This is a genomic window from Streptomyces sp. NPDC051567 (genome assembly GCF_044454165.1).
In the GTDB taxonomy this organism is placed as follows: Bacteria; Actinomycetota; Actinomycetes; order Streptomycetales; family Streptomycetaceae; genus Streptomyces.
In genome coordinates, this window is the sequence record NZ_JBITDK010000026.1 from 39366 (window position 1) to 57808 (window position 18443).

8 protein-coding genes are annotated in these 18443 nt (G+C 72.0%); all 8 read right to left on the bottom strand.

Features of this window, described 5'->3' with window-relative positions:
• Nucleotides 1-24: 24 nt before the first annotated feature.
• A complete protein-coding gene (locus ACIA5F_RS24375) occupies nt 25-1422 on the bottom strand; it encodes a hypothetical protein (RefSeq protein WP_399356357.1) in 1398 nt (465 codons plus the stop codon).
• Between the two features lie 88 nt (nt 1423-1510).
• A complete protein-coding gene (locus ACIA5F_RS24380) occupies nt 1511-1945 on the bottom strand; it encodes a hypothetical protein (protein WP_399356359.1) in 435 nt (144 codons plus the stop codon).
• Nucleotides 1946-2065: 120 nt separating this feature from the next.
• Nucleotides 2066-14098: a hypothetical protein gene (locus tag ACIA5F_RS24385; RefSeq protein ID WP_399356361.1), complete on the bottom strand. Its 12033-nt coding sequence runs from the start codon at nt 14096-14098 to the stop codon at nt 2066-2068.
• Nucleotides 14099-14264: 166 nt separating this feature from the next.
• Nucleotides 14265-14573: a hypothetical protein gene (locus ACIA5F_RS24390; RefSeq protein WP_399356363.1), complete on the bottom strand. Its 309-nt coding sequence runs from the start codon at nt 14571-14573 to the stop codon at nt 14265-14267.
• Nucleotides 14566-15129 carry a YbaB/EbfC family nucleoid-associated protein gene (locus ACIA5F_RS24395; RefSeq protein WP_399356365.1) on the bottom strand — a complete coding sequence of 188 codons (564 nt, stop codon included), beginning with the start codon at nt 15127-15129 and terminating at the stop codon, nt 14566-14568. Before ACIA5F_RS24395 ends, ACIA5F_RS24390 begins: the two co-directional genes overlap by 8 nt.
• Nucleotides 15130-15182: 53 nt before the next feature.
• Nucleotides 15183-17462, bottom strand: coding sequence for a hypothetical protein (locus ACIA5F_RS24400; protein ID WP_399356367.1), 2280 nt, complete (start codon nt 17460-17462; stop codon nt 15183-15185).
• A gap of 36 nt (nt 17463-17498) precedes the next feature.
• Nucleotides 17499-17948 (bottom strand): hypothetical protein, encoded by a 450-nt coding sequence (locus ACIA5F_RS24405; protein ID WP_399356369.1) that lies wholly within the window; start codon nt 17946-17948, stop codon nt 17499-17501.
• A 140-nt stretch (nt 17949-18088) separates the two neighbouring features.
• Entirely contained in the window at nt 18089-18370 is a 282-nt protein-coding gene (locus ACIA5F_RS24410; protein ID WP_399356371.1) for a WXG100 family type VII secretion target, read from the bottom strand.
• Between the last annotated feature and the right edge of the window lie 73 nt (nt 18371-18443).

The following is an 18443-nucleotide window of genomic DNA, read 5'->3' on the forward strand; positions in this document are numbered from 1 at the left end:
GGGCCGGCGGACGGCCGGGCCGCCTCAGGCGGAGGTGCACTGGACGCGTGCGGCGTCGCCCGCGTGGTGGGCGTAGGTCTTCCGCGACCCGGACCAGTCCAGGCCCCGGTCGTGGAGTTTCACCGTCAGCACGCCGCCGGTGATGCGGACGCTGCCCGCGCTCACCCACTGGCCCCGCAGGGACGGCTGGTCGACGTTGAAGGACCGCAGGATCGGGTCGTTCCCCGTGGCACCCGCGTGCACCGTGTAGTACGCCGGCTTGCCGCCGACCGCCTTGATGTCGGTGTTGCTGGGGATGTGCACCGAGACCTGGCAGGTGCCGGAGGTGACGGGGCCGGTGCGGAAGGTCCAGCGCAGCGCGTTCCCGGCGTCCGAGCCCGCCTTCCCGGACATCGGCAGCGAGAGGAAGCCGCCGTTGCAGCCGCTACCCGCGTAGCCGCCGGAGCCGTACTTCTGCCAGCCCTCCTTGCCGTCCGTGTACCAGCCGCTGTACGTGAAACTCGCGCCCGTGCCCGCGCAGTTCGGCCCCGCCACGGCCGAGTACTGCTGCTTCGCCGCGGGGGCCGGGGGCACCTGGGCGGCGGGGGTCGGGCCCGGAGCCTGCCCGGCATCGGCGGGAGCGGCGCCCTGGCCGGTGCCGGGCGCCCGGGAGGAGGCCGGCGTCGGGTCGGCGGGGACCCCCACGCCCACCCCGGCGCCCACCCCGGCGCCCATGTCGGCGCCCACCCCGGCGCCGATGCCGGCGATGCCCGTGGACAGGGGGCCCTTCCCGGCGGCCGAGGAGCCCTTCCCCGCACCGGCCGTGGCCTCCGGCGCGACGGCGCCGGACAGCGAGGAGCCCTTCTCCGGCGCGTCGGCCCTCGGCACGAAGCCGCCGGGACCGCCGTCGGCCTGGTTGTACCCGGTGGGCCGCGGCGGCACGGGACCCGGCCCGGAACCGCCGCCGAGCTGCGAGAGCAGCAGCGGCACGCCCATCAGGACCACGCCCGAGGTGGCCGCCGCCGCGATCATCGGCTTCGAGAGCCGCCGGGCGGGCCGGGACCCGGCCCGGACCGCCGGTGCGGCGGCCGCGGCGGCCTCCGCCGCGAGGGCGTCCGCGTCGGAGGCCGCCTGAGTCCCCTGCGTCCCGCTCCCGGGGGCGCTCTCCGGTGCGTCCTCGCCGTCGGTGGCGGGCACGGCCGGGGCGGCGCCGGAGGGCAGGGCCGAGGGCGCGGCCGGGGGCTCGGGCTCGGCGGCGGCCTCCGGGGCCGGTCCCGGCGCCACGGCGCCTTCGGCCGGCTTGCCTTCGGACTCTTCCCGGGGCGTCCCTTCAGGCTTGCCCTCCGGTCCCTCGCCCGCCTGCTGCCAGGCGACCGCCGGCAGGCTGATGGCCGCCGCGGCCTGCCCGGCGGCGTTCCCGGCCCGCACCTCGTTGTCGTCCACCGTCATTCCCTTCGGTCCCCTCGGTCGTCGCGAACCCTGCGCGCACGTACGAACGGACCGGCGGCGCGCCGTGGTTCACCGCCCCCGGTCAGCTCAGCGGATGGACCTCGGTCCCCTCCGGCGCCGGGGTCAGGACGAAGGCGGCGGCCCGCTCGACGACGTCCTGCCCGAGGAGGCCCGGGGCCGCGTAACCGGGGTCGCTCAGGTACGCGAGCAGCTCGGGATCGGGGGCGAGCGCGTAGCGCTCCAGGTAGTACGTGACGGTGTCCGTCCACACCCACCGCCCGTCCGTACGGAAGGTGAGCGGCACCTCCGCGACCCGGGAGGGGGTCAGCACGTCGTCCGCCAGCACCGGCGTGGCGAGCACGGGCGTCCCGGCGGCCAGCCGCTCCAGCAGCAGGGCGTGCAGCTCCGGGTCCTCGACCACCGGGTGGTCCGTGGCGAAGCCCGGACCCGTCACCGGGTCCGCGTGGTCGAAGACGGAGGCGAGCCGGAACTCCGGCTGGGGCTCGGGGTCGGTCATGACGGGGTCCTGTCCTGGGTCGGGTCGGGGCGGGTCGGGGCGGCCCGGCGGCCCGGCGGCCGCACGCTCCCGGGGGAACGTACGGGACGCCGGGCACGGTTCAGACCGGGCGCGGGCGGATCAGAACGACCAGTCCACGGACGGCAGGGTGACGGCGGTGACGGCGGCGGCGGCCGGTCGGCCCAGGCGCAGGTGCCCGTCGCCCTCCGGGGACCCGTACTCGTCCCCGGCCTCGGCCGCGAAGGCCCGCACCGCCTCGGCCCAGGCCCGCGCCAGGGCGGCGGGGTCGCCCCCTTCCTCCCGCACCCGACGCAGGTCGGCCAGGGCACGCGCCAGCACCGTACGGGGCTCCGCGCGCCCGGGGTCGGCGTGCTCCAGCTTCTCCGCGACCGCTTCCAGCTCCGGCCCGTAGTGGTCGAGGTTCGCGTCCACGGCACGCCGTATGCCGGCGTCCCGCCGGTCGGGCCGGGCGTCACCCTGGAGCATGACGTGATGACTCCCGGCGTCACCCGCGAGCACCGAGGGCACGGAGCCGGGGTAGCCGTCGGGCGCCCCAGTCGTCGCCGGCACGCCATCGGGCGAGAGCCGGCCGTCGGGCGGAATGTGGGCGCCGAGGAGCGTCGTCCCGACAGCGGCGTCCCTGCCCGTCGCCAGGGTCAGCTTGACCCAGTGGCCGGGGACAAGGCGGGGCGTACCGTCGGCGCCCCGGACCTTCCGGGCCACGGCCGTGTGGCCGGGACCGGTGGTGTCCGTGGTGAACGGGCCGGTCACCGACGGTACGAACCACAGGGTGGACCGGGGCGCGTACGCGGTGAGCGGCAGGCCGGGCCGCAGCTCCCGCAGCGCGCGCAGCGTGTCGGCGGCGTACGACCGCTCCATGTTCTCGCCCAGACCGCAGGCGGCGAACTGCAGCGGCCTGGCGGTGTCCCACACCCCGTCGTCGGCGAGCCGGGACAGCACGACGGCCAGCTCACCGGCGGTGACCCGCTGCCCGCGCCAGGTGGGCGCGCCGTCGGTCCCCGCGATGTGACTGGCGAGCGTGAAGAACCGGTCGTCCCGGGGGAACCGTCCGACGGCGCCGCGGATACGGTCCGCCTGGGCCGGGCCGGTGTGGGGGTCGACGAGGTGGTGGATGTCGTTGCCCTGGTGGGAGCGGGTGAGCGACACGACGAGCTCGTCGATCTGCTCGGCGGAGGACCGCGGAGCGGTGGGGACGGGGGCCTTGCCGTTCCCGAACTCCATGAAGCCCAGCAGGTCGTCGTCCTCGCCGTCCAGCAGGTCGACGGGCGCGTCCTCGTTCCCGTCCTGATCCGTCCGCGGGGTGCCGCCGTCCCCGGCGGGCACCGCCTCGGGTGCCGGCGGTTTCGCGTTCGCCTCGTCGCCGAGGGCCTTCGCCTCGGAGCGCATCCGCTCTCCGCCGACGCGCCGGAAGTTGGCCCTGACGTCCTCGTCACTGGCGAACATCTTCGCGATCTCGGCGTACATGGTCTCGTACTTCGTGTCGAAGACGAACCGCAGACCGTGCTCCTCGCCCACCGGGGAGGTCCCGGCCGTCCGGGGACCGGTGCCGTAGGGGTTTCCCGGGTCCAGGGGCTCCTGACCCTCGTCGGAGACGAACTGCTGGGTGAACGTCTCCTTGCCGGTCATCTCCTTGGCGGGCTGCCGGGGAGCGGCCCCGAACACGCCGGGGTTCTCCGGGCGCGGGGTCTCCCCCTGCCTCGTCCTCTCCGGGGCCTCGTAGTCGCGGTACCCGCTGTACCTCGTGTAGGAGGAGAAGTCCGCCTGGTAGTACTGGTGGAACTCGTGGAACAGCCTCCGGACGCCCTCGGTGTCCCCGTCGTCCAGAGTGGCCAGCCGGCGCGTGATGCCGTCGGACGTCAGCAGGGGCTTGCCCCGCAGCCGCATGTACGCCTCGACGATCCAGTGGAACGTCGCGTCGCGGTTGGGGGTGTCCTTGGCGTGGTGCTTCTTCCGGTAGTAGAAACCGAAGGGGTCGGAGTCGACCATCATGACGGCCGCCCTGTACGTGCGCGCCAGATCCTTGTCGCCGTCCACGTCGCCCCACAGGTGGCGGTACCGGCTCATGAGGTCGACGGCCCCGCGGTGCTCGGCCTCGTAGTCGTGCTGCTCCTTCTTCGTCGGGCCCTTCTTCGGCTTCTTCTCCTCCGGCTCCTGGTCCGGGTCCGGTTCCTTGTCCTCCCCGTACATCACCTTCGAGTTCGCCTTCTCGATGTCGTGGAAGAGGATCGCCTTGACGATCGCGTCCACGGGCACCACGCGCCGGGAGTCGTCCATGTCGCGGTGGGCGAGCTTGAGGTACTGGCCCAGGACCATCTGCGCGTGCTGGAAGAAGGTGTACCTCTCGCTCGGCGCGCAGATCTCCCCGTACAGGAGCGAGAGTTCGGGATAGTCCCGGATCAGGCGGTTGATCAGCCGGTGGGTCGGCTCGCCCTCCCGCCAGAGCCGGGTGAGGTCCTCGCCCGCCCGGAGCTGGAGGTGGACGTCCTCCTTCCGCCGCCGCCGCATCTCGTCGAAGTCGTGCGTCAGCGGCGCGTCGCTGATGTTCCGGTCGCCCTTGACCTCCTGGTGCTGACGGGACAGGAGATAGCCGATCTCGGCGTGGGAGGCCCAGGTCAAGGCCGTGTCCACCATGAAATTCTCCACGGTCGCCCTGGCGGCGTCATCGGCGGGAGACATCGGGTCGGGGTCGGGCGCGCGGAGGAACCCGAAGGTGAGCTCGGCGCCGTTCTCGTCCCGCAGGTACTGGTTGTGGTCCTTGAGGAACTTCTCCAGGAAGTCCAGACGCTTGTCGTACGCCAGTACGGTCGCGTCCGGGTCCACGAGGGGACTCGGCCTGCGGTCGGCCGGCTGCTGGCGGGACTGCTGCCACGTGACGTAGAACTGCCGCAGCTGGTTCGAGATGCTCCTCAGCTTGTCGGATCTGTTGACGTGCTTCCTGTTCTGGACCCAGGGGTTGTATTCGGACTTCAGCTGGGGCGCGCCGACGCCGGGGATGCCCAGGCGGTCGCGCAGGGCGTCGACGTGGAGGACCTCGCCGTTCCTGGAGTGCTCCGAACCCTCGTCCTCCCGTGTCAGGTCCTGCCTGTCGTCCCGCTCGTGGTACGTGACCAGGGAGTTCGCCAGGACGCTCTCGCGCAGCAGGGCGAGATGGCTGCCCCGGATGCCGAACTGGTTGCGCTCGCCGGGCTGATCGGTGTTGATGGTCCGGTCGGTGAGGGGCGTGGGACCGTCGACCGGGTCGGGTGCGGAGCCCTTCTCCCGCGCCTGCGACCTCTGCCTGTAGGCCACCCCCTCGGGGGTGTCCGGCACGGCGAGGGGCTCGCGCAGCCCCTGGGGAACGAGCGACTCGCTGCCGCGGTAGGGGTCGCCGAGCGAATTGACGTCACCTTCCGGAACCGCCGTCGAGGTGATCTCGTGGTAGACGTGCAGGGGGACGAGGTAGGAACGGATGAGCGGCCTGTTGACGTCCGGGTCCTCCGCCTTGTACTTCATGGCCCAGGCGACGGCCCGCGCGGGGGTGCCGATGCCGGTCCACAGAGTGCCCCCCATGTTCGGGCCGGTGGCCAGGACGACCCTGCCGGTCTCCGGGTCCTGCTGGATGTCCTTGTACCCGGCGGTGACGTCTCCCGACTCCCTGTCGATCGTCAGGGCCGTCTGGTTGGTGACCGCGGTGTAGAAGCGGACGTGCGGCCCCTTCTCCGTCATCTCCACGTCCACCTCACCACGGTGGATGTAGAGCGCCTTGCGGAACTCGTAGCGGCTCTCGTTCACCGTCCTGGTCACGACCGTGACCTCGCCCGTGGCTTCGTCCGTGACCTCCTCCGTGACCTCCGTCTCGGCCTTGTGGTGGACCAGGGTGGAGTCGAAGGGACGGTTCGGCCCCGCGTAGCCGACGCCGGGAAGACCGATGGCCGGGGTGTCCCGCGCCGACGTCCCGAGCGACCGGTCCTCACGGTCGTCGGAGTGCACCTCCCGCAGGGTCACCAGGCTGCGCCCGGAGTCCGTCCGCTGGAACGAGACCACCTCGACGCGCGTGTCGGGAGTGAAGGTCACCAGGCCCGAGGCCCAGTCCCGTCGGGTGCTCCGGTCCATCTCATGGGTCTCCAGCCGGAAGACCACGTTGTGCTCCTCCAGAGGGGTCGCCCCGGAGGTCCGGTAGACCCGCGAACCGACCAGCTCGTCGAGCGAGAACGTCATGCGGCGGGAGTCCGTGAGGTCCGCCAGCTGCCGGAACACCGCCAGTTCGGCGAGGTTCATCGTGGCGGACCGTTCGAGAACCCTCTGGAGCGGGTGGAGCTCGGCCAGGACCGTGCCCCGGCGGCGCAGCACCGACGGGGACGCGTCGCCCGTCAGGTCGAACCCCGTGGTGTCACGGCCGCGCGTCGTCGGGGTGAACACGGCCAGGCGCTCCACCTCCGGAAGGTTCCGTTCGACCGCCAGCTCCCTGATCGCCGTCGCCAGCGCGCCGGCGACGGCGTGGGCACGGTCCATGCCCACCTCCTTCGCGGCTCCCGGGAAGAGGTTGTTGCCGCCCGCGGCGACCCGGATGTCCAGCGGGTCCGGGGAAGGGCCGAAGGCGCGGCGGACCAGCTCGGGGAACAGTTCCCTCGCGAGACCCCGGACGACCGTCCGGCCCTCCTCGGTGAGGGTCTTCTCGCCCTTGCCGAAATCGATGGTCCATTGTCTGGGGACGAGACCGGCCGAGGTCATGCTGAACGAGGAGGACTCCGTCTCCCCGTCCTCGTCGCCGAACCTGACGGCGTCCTCGTGCGCGGGACCGTCGTCGCGCGTGGTGCGCACGGCGTCGGCGGGGGCCCCGTCGTCCCCGACGGGGGTGCTCACGGCGGTGTGCCCGGGCGCGCCGGTGTCGCTGTAGCGGTGCCAGTCCGCGCCGTCGCCGAGGACGGTGACCTTTCCGTCGGCGGTGACGCCCACGTGGCGGGCCGTGAACAGCCCCTCGCCGCCCGGCACGTACCAGACGGGGGCGTCGGCGGCGAGCGCGGTGAGGGGACCGTTCTCCGTGCCCGTCGCGGCACGGTGCTTCCACAGACCGCTCATGACGGTCCTGACGGTGGCCTCGTGGACGGGGGCGGCCAGGTCGCAGCCGGTGAACCGGATCTCGGTGATCCCGTCGAGCCTGCCGTCGTCGTGGGCGTCGGTGAGGGCCTTGAGGACGGCGTCCGGGTCGTGCGGGGCGTTCGGGTCGGTGTGCGTGCCGACGACGAAGACACCGGGGCGCGGCGGCAGGGAGGCGAGCACCCTGGACTGGGCGGCGTTCATGGGGCCGACGGCGATGCCGGTGGGGGTCTGCCGCACGGGCAGGCGGCGGGTGAACTCGCCGATGGCCGTCTCCAGCTTCCGCACCAGCGACGGAGCGTCGTCCGGCCAGAAGTCCGGTGCGCCGACGTCCTCGCCCCACAGCGCGGGCGGATAGCCCTGGTCCACCAGGAGGCGCTGGGCCATGACCCCGAGGGCGGTGGAGACGTCGGTGTCCGACGGCGGAAGGTTCTCGGGCTTCCGGAGCTTCAGGAGGAGGTCGGCCAGGGCCGTCAGGCGGGTTCCGTCGCCCGGGTCACCGGCCAGGGCGGTGTCGTAGGCGTCGAAGGCGGAGTCGAGGCTCTGCCGCAGGGGGTCGGGCGCGGGGACGTCCGGGTCCATGCCGTACCAGCGTTCCATGATGGAGCCGAGTTCGTCCCACACGCCGGTCTGCGGGTCCTGGACGGCGTCGTCCGGCCGGGTGACGCGCTCGTGCAGGTCCAGGTAGGAGTCGGCGTTCAGCCGGCGCCAGTCGCGGCTGGTGTTCCCGCCGTCGCCGAGCGCCTCCCGCAGCAGCCCGGCCGCACGGCCGGTCGGAGCGGGCGTCGCGTCCAGGAGCACCGTCAGCTCGCTGTCGGGGAGCGCGCGCAGAGTGCGCCGCACCGGCGACGGGGCGGGCAGCGTGTCCGGCGTCCGCTCGTGGGCTTCGAGCCCCAGGGCGACCTCGTCCGGGAACCTCCCGCCGGGCATGGCCTCCCGCAGCGTGTTCTCGGTCAGCGGCGCGAGCGAGCGGAACCTGCCCCAGTCGTCGGTGTACGACAGGACATCGGCGTACGGCGGGGCACCGGCGGGCCGCGGCTGCCTGGCCGGCACGTCCCGCTCGAACGCCTCGGACGCCGTCATGACCTCGTGGAAGGTGTGGTGGCCGATCGGGAGCATGTCCGCCATCAGGGCGAGCCGCACCAGCTGGAAATCGACGGGGACATTCCACTTCTTGGCCATGGCGTGGACGACCGTCAGCGCGAAGTACGTCGTGTTGGACGTGCCCGCGCTCATCAGACCACCGGTCGCCTCGGCCGTCACCTGGCTCTTGGTCCGCAGGGCGATCTGCCGGTGCCGCTCACCCGGCTCCCACGTCAGCCGGCCTTCCTCCAGCGCGTGGACGCGCTCGCGTTCGCTGAGGGGCGGAACGGCCTCCTCGGGCCGCAGCTCAGTGCGCCTGCGGTGGTCCTGGGCGCGCAGCAGCGCCTCCAGGCCGGGGTTGTCCGCCTCCTCCTTCCGCAACCGCTCCTGTTCCCGCTTGATGTTCTGGACGACGTCGGCGTCCTGCTGGATCCGCTGGGCCTCCGGCGTGTCGTGCGCGCTCCGCTCGCGCGTGAGGATCTCCGGTTCCGGCTTCTTCAGCCCCAGCCGCTCCCTGACGGGGCCGTGGACCCCGGTGACGAGCAGGTGCATCCGCTCGCGGATGTTCCCGTTCCTGACGACCTCCTCCAGCGTCCTGAGGTCGTCGCCGACCGACCCGCTGCCGGTGTTCTGCGCGGTGCCGAGTCTGCGGCGCTCGTCGGCCGACAAGTGGTTCCAGGCCGCCTCCACCAGCGCCCGCACCTGCCGCTGGACGTCCTCCCGCCCGGTGAGGTATTCGCCGAGGGCACGTTCGGCGTCGCGCGACGCCTCCGCGTACGCCTCACGGACCGCCGTCCGGACGACGGTGTGGTGCTCGTCGTGGCCGGGGTTGGCGTACAGCGCCTGCCCGACGCGGCTCAGCACGGCGAGCGGCAGGGGCTGTTCCGGGCTGCCCGGGGGCCGCAGACCCCGTTCGAGAGCCTGGAGCGGGCCGATCGTGCCGGCCGGGCCGGTGAGCGTCACCGCCGCCAGCCGGTCCTTGCCGACCAGCAGCCGTCCGTCCCCCGTGCCGACGGCGTGCCCGGCGGGAACCCGTACCGCCAGCCAGTGCTCCGTACCGGGCGGGAGGTCCTTGGTGAGGGTGGTGTACGGCCGGTCGTCGGTGCGCAGGAGCCGGTCCGCCCGGCCCACCAGCCCGAGCGGGGACTCCGGGAGCACCAGATAGGCGGTGGTCTCCTCCCGCGTGCGCGCGCCGAGGGCGTCCAGTTCCGCCCGCCAGTCACCCGGTTCGGGCGCCGCGTCCCCGTCCCCGTCGCGAGCGGGGCCGTCCTGCGGCGCGGGGGTGTGCGTGGCGACGGGCGCGCCGGAGGCCGCGGGGGAGGCCGCGGGGGAGGTCGCGGGGACGGAGGTGCCGGTCGCCCGGTCGTCCGGCGGCGTGACCTCGGGCGTGCCGCCGTCGGCAGGGGCCGAGGTGGGCGGGCGGGACCAGGAGGGACGGGCGTCCATGACGGCACGGGCGACGGAGGTCGCGAAGGTCAGGACGCGGGTGTTCCTCATCTTGGCGATCTTGGGCGCCTGCCAGGCCGGCTTGGCGTGGAGCTTGGCCGGCAGGGGTACCGGGGTGATGCCGAGGTCCAGGAGCATCCGCGGGACCAGGAACCGGGAGTGGGCGGTCAGCGCGTTCTCCGGCGACCCGGTGAGGCCGCCGGTCGCGTGCAGCGTCAGGACCGTGTCGGCGACGGCCTTCAGCTGCTCCACGCGGGTGGTGGCCCTCTTCAGGGCCTCCCCGTACTCCTCGAAGACGCGGTCGAGGGTCTCCCGCACCTCCGTGCCGGGATCGTCGAGCGGGCCGCCCTCGACCCGGGAGCGCAGGGTGAGGTACGCCTCGCTGCCCAGGGTGTGCCAGGGACTCCCCGGGAGGTGTGCGCCGTCCAGCAGCTCGCGGAGCAGGGCCCCCCGGCTCTCGTCCGGGTCCTGGAGCAGTTCCGACAGGGCCCCGTCGGACGGGGTCGGTGCCGGTGCGACCGTGAGTGCGCCGGTGAGGGGAGCGTTCCCGGCATCCGTGACATCGGCCATGCCGAGGGTCAGCTCGGCCGTCAGGAAGCCCGTCTCGTTCTTCTTCCAGAACGTCGTGGCGCGGGCCGCGTCGGGCAGCCGGGCCGGGGGGAAACCCTGGTCCAGGAGCAGCCGCTGCAGCAGGATCTGGACGTCCGGCGTCAGCGGCCCCTCCTCCGCGTCGGCGTGGAGCTCCCGGACCAGGGTCACGACGGCTTCCAGGCGTCCGGCGGCGTCGGTGGAGAGCTCGGGCGGGTAGGCCGAGAAGGCTTCCTCGACGGCCTCGGCCGACAGGTCGTTCCCCTCGTCCCCGAGCAGCCGGTTCCGCAGTTCCCGGTACGTCCTCGCGTCCATCGTGTGCCAGGCGTCGCCCGGGGAGCGCCGGGTCTCCGTCACTTCGGCGAGCAGGTCCGCCGCCGCGGGATCGGACAGCAGGGCCGTCCATCGCTCGCGCGGCAGGTGGTGGGACAGAGCGTCCGGAAGGCCGTTGTTCCGGCCGAACTTGACGGCGTCCGGGTGTTCCGCGTCGATCGCGGGCGTACGGAAGAGGAAACGGACCGCGTCGTCGGGGAGGGCGTCGGGGCCGGGGGTCGTACGGACGGGTGTGTGGTCCGGGCCGCCGCTGTCGCCGTACACGTGCCAGGCGCCCTCGTCCACGACGGCGATCTTCCCGTCCGGGGTGAGCCCGATGTGCCGGGCCGTGAGCAGGTGGCCGCCCGCTGTGTCGCCGCCTGTCGTGGGCACGTACCAGACGGGGGCGTCGGCGGCGCGGGCCGTGAGCGGGTCGGGGGCCGTCGTGCCCGTCGTGGCGCGGTGTTTCCACAGGCCGCTCATGACGGTCCTGACGGTGTTCTCGTGGACGGGGGAGGCGAGGTCGCAGGCGGTGAACTGGATCTCGGTGATCCCGTCGAGCCTGCCGTCGTCGTGGGCGTCGGTGAGGGCCTTGAGGACGGCGTCCGGGTCGTGGGGGGTGCGGGGGTCGGTGTGCGTGCCGACGACGAAGACGCCGGGGCGCGGGGGGAACGCCTGGAGCGCGGCGGCCTGGGCGGGGGTGAGGACGCCGACGGCGATGCCGGAGGGGATGTCCCGGACCGGGGCGTCGGGCGGCGGGGTGGTGCCGTCGCCCCCGTCGCCCCCGTCATCGTCGGGGCGGTGGTTGCCGTCGCCGTCGCCGACCGGGGTCATGGTGTCGTCGGTGGCCGTGATGTTGTCGGGGACCGTGGTGTCGTCGTAGGGGAGCAGGTAGTCGAGCCCCTCGGCGGCGGCCCTGTCCTTCTCGGCCTGGAGCGGGTGGGGCCGGGGGCCCGTCGTCGCCTCGGCCTGCGCCGGCACCTCCGTACGTGAGGGGGAACCGGTCTCCTGCGGTACGGATGTGGTGAACCGGTCGCCGCCGCCCTGGGTCACGGGGCGGGCCGTGGCCTGGTCCTGGTCCTGGTTCTGGTCGGTCAGGTCCGGGGTCAGGCTCTCCGTGTCGCCGCCCAGCAGGGAGGAGAGGTCCGACGAGACGGTGGCCCGGGACGGCTCGACGGCCGTGTCCGAGCCCTCCTCACCCTCCTTCTTCCCGCCGTCGTCCGTGGACGTGTCACCGTCGGACTCGGTCCGGAACAGCGGGTCCTTGGCGATCTCGTCGCCGAACGACGGACCCAGGTCCAGATCGAGCGGCGTGAAGGCACCGCCACCGTCGCTCTCGACCGTGACGTCCGGCCGCTGGGGCAGGTCGGCGAAGAAGGGGGTGCCGGTGATGGGGTTGGAGAAGACCCACTTCACCATGTCCTTCATGTCACGGGTGAAGCTCGGGTCCTGCACCTCGGAAGTGGGGCGGGGGACCGGCCACGGTGCCGGGTTGCCCGTCATGTTCGCCACGAACGAGGCGATGTTGATGGGGTGCAGCAGCCCGAAGTACTTGCTGTCGTGCGGGTTCTCGGCGTGCTGGTGGCTGAGGACCCAGTTCTGGTACCTCACCATGATCGGTTCGAACGCCCGGTGCAGGCCGTGGCTCAGCGCGCCCATGGCCACGCCGGCGGCGAACGGGCCGCCGCTGACCGTGAACGTGCCGTCGCCGAAGATCAGGTTGTAGAAGCCCTCGCTCAGCATCTCGTTCGTGCCCTCGTTGAGGAGGGACGCGACGGCTCCGCCGAGCTGGTACATCGGGTTGCCCTGGAGCGGGTTCTCCTGCTTGAAGATACGGGCCAGGGTGTTGCTGTGCTCGGAGCGGGCGAACAGGTTCGGCATCGAGTCGGCGAGACTCTTGAGCGGCGCCAGCCGGCCGAAGTCCCCCATCGCCTTGGTGAGCAGCTCGGGCAGCTCGGTGTGGTCCGCGCCGAGCCGGACCCACTTGCGGGTCAGCATCTCTCCGAACGCCTCGCCCGCCTCCCTGGCACCCGCTTTCCCGAGGTGCTCGGAGAAGACGTCGCCCATCTTCTTGGAGAACGAGTCCGCGATGGTGCCCTCGCCGAACCGCATGAACCCGGTCTCCAGATTGCGGCTGACGCCGCCGAGGAGTTCGCCGACGTCCTTGGCGAAGGCCGACCGGGCCTCCTTGGTGGCGAGGAGGTCGTCCAGCGGGGTCCCGGCGTCGCCCACGGCCCGGCCGGCCGTCGACGCGTCGGGGGCCTTGGCGGACGCCCCCGCCGACGGCGTGTCCCCGGCGGTGGCCTTGCCCGCGCCGGGGGCCTCGTTGCCGCCGACGGTCTCCGTCTTGTTCGCGGCCGGAACGTCGGCCTTGCCCGTGGCGGGCGTGTCCGTCTTGCCGGTGGCCGGAGCGTCTCCCTTGCCCGTGGTGGGTATGTCGCCCTTGCCCGTCGTCGGGACGTCGCTCTTGCCTGTGGTGGGTGCGCCTCCCTTGCCCGTCGTCGGGACGTCTCCCTTGCCCGTGGTCGGAGTGTTCCCCTTGCCCGGGGCGGGAGCCCCCGTCGTCCCCGTCGCGGGCGCGTTCGGCTTGTCCTTGGCCGTGGCGCCGCCCGGCGTCTCCGGCTTCGGCCTGCCGGTGGCGGGCGGGGGCACGATGCCGTCGCCGACGGTCTTCGGCGGGACCGGGGGAGGCGTCACGTCGTTCGGCGCCTTGTTGGGCGGGGTCGGCGGCAGGTCCTTGTCCGTCTTGGACGCGAGGTCGTCCAGCTTCGACTTCGATCCCGCCCCTCCCGCCCCTCCCGCCGCGCCCGCCCCGCCCGTCGGAACGTCGGGCTTCGGGTTCGGCGTGATGTCGTCCAGCTTGTCGTCGATCTTGTTCAGCACGTCGTCGACCCGCTTGCTGATGATCGAGCCGGGGGTCTTGCCGCCGAGGAGCCTGCCGAGCAGGTTGCCGCCGTAGTGGGAGAGGATCTCCAGCGGACCGGCGACCACGCCGCTCAGCGCGCCCTGCTTGATGGAGTCGAGCAGCGACTCCGTGTTCCAGCTCGTGGTGTGGCCCGCGTTGAGCTGGTAGAGCTGGATCACCGTGTCCTGGAAGATGCCGCCGATGATGCCGATGAAGGTCTGGCTGATGATCGTCTGGAGCAGCCACCGGAGGAGCTGGTGGAGGCCCTCGCGGGTCGCCGCGAACAGCGCCGACACCGGGCCCCACACCGCGCCGAAGGTGAAGGGCGAGAAGAGGGTGGCGAACAGGATCTCGGCCAGCAGCTGCACGAGCTGGAGGATCGCCATGATCTTCGTGTACTCGACCTGGTTGGCGACCTTCAACGCCACCTCGGACAGCTGACGGGACAGCTCCGCCGTCTGCTCCAGCTGGTTCGCGCCCGCCGTCTGGCCCGTCAGGTCCCTCATCGCGACCAGGAACGAGTCGGCGGCCTCGCCGTCGAAGTCGTTCTTGACGATCGGGATGAGCTCGATGACGTACCCGGACAGTGTCTCCAGGTCCCGCGCGATGGAACCGTAGTGCTCCGACACCCGCCGCATGAGGTCCTCGTCGGCCTCGGGCCACTCCATGCCCGACACGAAGGCGAGGAAGTCGGCGATCCCTTCCGGCGGGTTGATGGCCATGACGTGGAGGTCCTCTGATCGGCGGACGGCTGTGCCCGGGAGAACGGGGACAGCCGTCCGAGCGGTTCAGAGGAAGGCTCGCCCGCCGCCCGCCCGGGCCGACCGACCTCAGAAGCCGTCCCCCGGGCCGACCGACCTCAGAAGCCGTCCCCCGGGCCGGCCTGCCTCAGAAGCCGTCCGCCTGGGACCCTGCCTCCTCGTCCGACTTCGCCATCGTGTCGGACGTCTCCTTCCCGGCGTCCGTCACCGCGCCCAGCCGCTTGCTGAGGTACGCGAGGGTCTCGGTCAGGTTCTCGGTGGGCTTGTCGACCTGCTGGTGGTAGGTCTTGCCGATCTCGTCCTGGCCCGCGGACTCCTTGTTGATCCGGTTGATCTCCACGATCGCCCGGCTGAGATCGGTGAGGCAGCGCTGGTAGTCCTCGTAGTGGGCGAACTTGTTCTTCAGGTCGCTCAGGACCTTCAGGTCGTCAGCCACTGAACTCCTCCTGCTTCCCGGCGGGGATACGACTCTCGGACTCGGTGGCGAAATCGTCCTGCTTCGCCTGCTGTTCGGACGGGCGGCGAGGCGTCGGCTCCTCGGCCGCGAACTCCTCCTGCCGGGCCGCCTTCGCCTCCTCCAAGGACTCCTCCAGGCCGAAGGACGGGGCCATCGACCGCAGCGGCTTGAGGAGTTCGTCCATCTCGACGGGCGTGCCGACGAGCCCCGTCACGCTGCGCAGGTGTCCGCCGAAGTCCTCGAAGCCCTTGATGCGTTCGATGACCTGGCTGCCCATCCTGGCCCGCGCCTCGTTGAGGACGGTGACGAGCGCGGCGGCCAGTTCGGCCGGTGCCATCGACTGGTACGCCTTGGTGTGGAAGGTCATCGAGACCACCTGGCCCTGGGGGCCGACCGTCACCGACACCATGTGGTCCTTGGAGGTGGCGGACGCGGTCGCCGCGTCCAGTTCGTGTTTGGCCGCGAGCATCTTGTCCCGCTGGTCGTGCAGGGCCGACATCGCGTCCTTGAGGATGCTCTCGAAGTCGATGGCCATGGGGCCGCCTTTCATGAAGGGGGAGAGGCGTGGTCGTCGTGGGCGGGCGGGTGTCAGCGGCCGATGACCCCGCTGACGGAGCCGGTGTCGGTGCCCCAGGTGTCCTCGTCCTCGGTGAGCCAGGTGGTGCGCTGCCGGTCATTGCCCTGGTTGGGCTGGCCGCCGCCGGCCGCGCCGGGGCTCATCGGCGGCATCATCGGGGGCTGCGCGGTCTGCGTGCCACCGCCCGTGCCCGTGCCACCGCCCGTACCGCTTCCGCCTCCGGTGCCGGTTCCCGTCCCGCCGCCCGGCTGCCGGCCGTCGGAGGAGGCGGTGGCCTGCGAGCCCTCCGGGCCGCCGCCGAGCATCCGGGCGACCCGCTCGCCGGTCCCGCCCGTGCCGCCGACGACCGAGGTGACGCCCTTCGACCCCGCGCCGCCGTCCGAACCGAGGCCGCCCAGGTCGAACTTGCGGCCGCCGCCGCCGCCTCCGCCGGTTCCGGTACCGGAACCGGGCCCGTCCACGCCGGGCTTCCCGCCGCCCGGACCGCCGATGGTGGGGTTCTTCTGCTCGGGACGGGTGGAGAGGGCGTGTTCGGCGTTGGTGAGCAGCTGGTGGCTGCGGCTGATCGGGTTGCCGCTCGCGTCGACGACGACGCCGTCCTTGAGGGTGGCCCCCTTGGGCAGCACGTAGGGGTTGCCGTTGGAGTCGAGCAGCGGCTTGCCCTTGGCGTCGACCACGCTGCCGTCCGCCAGGACCTTCGCGCCCTCGGGAAGCCGGATCCGGTCGTAGCCGGCGCCCGGCGTTCCACCCGTCTGGTTCTCCTCGCGGGCGGGCGGCTGCGGCGTCCCCACCTTGCCGCCGGGCGGCGCGACGACCTGCTTGCCGCCCGCGCCCAGGACCGGATTGCCCTTCGCGTCGTAGACCTTGCCGTCCTTGCCGATGCGGGAGCCCGGCGGCACCATGACGGGCTTGCCGTCCGCACCGACGACGGGCTTGCCGTTCTTGTCGAGCAGCGGGACGTTGCCGCCGCCCGTGCCCGGCCCCGCGCCCTGCGACCCGTTCGAGGTGCTGGGGACGGAGATCGGGGGGACCTTGGGGACGTCAGGGAGACCACCGGGCTTCTTGCCGCCCGAGCCGCCTTCCTTGCCGCCGGTCACGTCGGGGACCTTGATGCCGCCCCCGCCCCCGCCCCCGCCCCCGCCGCCGGTACCGCCTTCGCCCCCGCCCTTCCCGTCGGGCAGGCCGTCCGGCAGGCCGCCCCCGCCTCCACCTCCGCCGGCGCCGCCACCGGCGCCGCCCGCACCGCTCGGCAGGGTGAAGTTCGGCTGGTAGACGCCCTCCTCAAGGGCGGACGCGAGCGGGAGGTAGGCGCTGTCCATGGCGTTGACGTTGGTCGTCGCGATGTTGTCCAGGTAGGCGACCGAGTTCAGCCACGCGTCCTTCGCCTTCCGCTCGACCGCCCTGACCCAGTCGGGGGGACTGACGTCCTTCCCGGTGTTGTCGAGGATTTTGTCGAAGGTGGCGTAGGGGGTGGCCGTGTAGCCGTTCCCGTACGACGCCGTGGTCGTCGTCCAGGTGACGTGGAGCGTCGAGCCGTCCATGAGGGCGTAGAACTCGGCGCGCAGCAACTCCACTCCGTTCATGGCCGAGTAGTCGTGTTGCTCGCCGTCGCTCTTTATCAGGAGGCTGCGCAGCTTCCGCCAGTGCTCGAACCCGTTGTACATCCCCCAGGAGGCGCCTTCGAGCGCGGATTTGGCGTCCGCCAGCAGGGTGACGCAGTTGTTCGGCGTGGTGATGTCCAGCCTGACCTTGTTCATCTCCATGTGGATGACGTCGACGAACTTCTTGAACGAGCCGGCGGCACTGCCCCGCCACTCGCTCCCCTCGGACTCCAGGTCCTCGCCCCAGCCCTTGATGAGCGGAATCCACTCCTCGATCCACTTGACCACCCCGTCCAGCTGGTTCTTCGCGTTCTCGAACGTGAAGGAGTTGACGATGTCCGTCTTCGCGGACGAACTCCCGTTCACCAACGGCCCCAGCGCCTTGTACGGCTCGTTCAGGAACAGGTTGTACGGGGACTTGGGCTCGTCGAAGTAGCCCTTCCAGTTGGAGCTGAAACCCACCACGAACCGGGCGGTGTTGTTGCCGTAGGTGGAGGTGAAGTCCCAGTAGAAGTCGAAGATCGTGCTGTAGTCCTTGGTGAGGGGGACGTTCTTCTCGATGCGGAAGGTGCCGAAGTCGGACCAGTCCTGAGAACCCGCCCCGGCCACCGCCTCCCGTGTCGTCAGGGCCCCGGTGGTGTCCATGAAGACCTTGAGGCCGTCCTCCCAGGTCCACTTCTTGTCCGCCATGGTTGCGCCGAACTCCTCTTTCAGGTGGGGGCGGGTCTACTTGGAGGGGGAGGAGCCGGCGCCGCTGGACTGCTGCCCGTCCCGCTGGATCATGCCGAGGATCTCCCACATCTCGGTCACGTCCACGGAGTCCCCGGCCGCGTCACCGAGGATCTCCTTGACGCTCCGCAGATTGAGGCTGCCGCTCTTGGCGATGGCCTGGAGTTTGTCGAGCGCGCCCTCCAGCTGCGCGGACAGCGCGGCGAACCCCGCCTGGACGCGGGCGGCGCTGTTCAGCTCCTTCGCGTTGCCCGGCAGGATCAGGCCGTAGTCGCCGTTGGACTGCTTGGACGTCCAGTCGGGGAGCGACAGCAGGACCGTGTCCGAGGTGAGTTCCTTCATCAGCTTCTCGAACTGCGTCGCCTTGGCCAGCAGGACGTCCTCCGTGACCGTGGTGGAGCTGCCGTCGTCCTCTGTGTCGTCGGGGTCCGTGCTGTTGGTCGCCATGGGACCTCTCCTGTCCTGTCTCTGCCGTATGCGGTCCGGCACGGAGAACGCAGGCCCCGCCCCCGGGGTTCAAACGGACCCGGGAACGACGGAACCCGGCGCGCCGTCGAAGGGCGGCGGGCCGGGTTCCGGGGCGGGACTCAGCGCTGGAACAGGTAGGCGCTCTTGCGGTCGCCGTTGCGGATGATGCCGTGGGCGTCCGCCAGCAGGTTCGCGCCCTTGTCGAACTGCTGCGACAGGCCGGCGTCCAGGCTGTTCACGGCCTGCTTGAACTCCGCGAACTCCTTGGCCGCCTCACCGGTGAACTCGGACCGGATGGCGTCGAGACGCTGCACGACGGTCTCCAGGGCCGAGTTCATGGTGGCGGCGACCTGCTTCATCTGGGCATTGGCGTCCTCGAGCGCGCCATGCTTGATGTCCATGTCCATTTCGCTCATGCGCGTTCCTTACGGAGAAGAGTGAAGAGAGGGAAGGAGGGGAAGGGCGAGAGGGGGC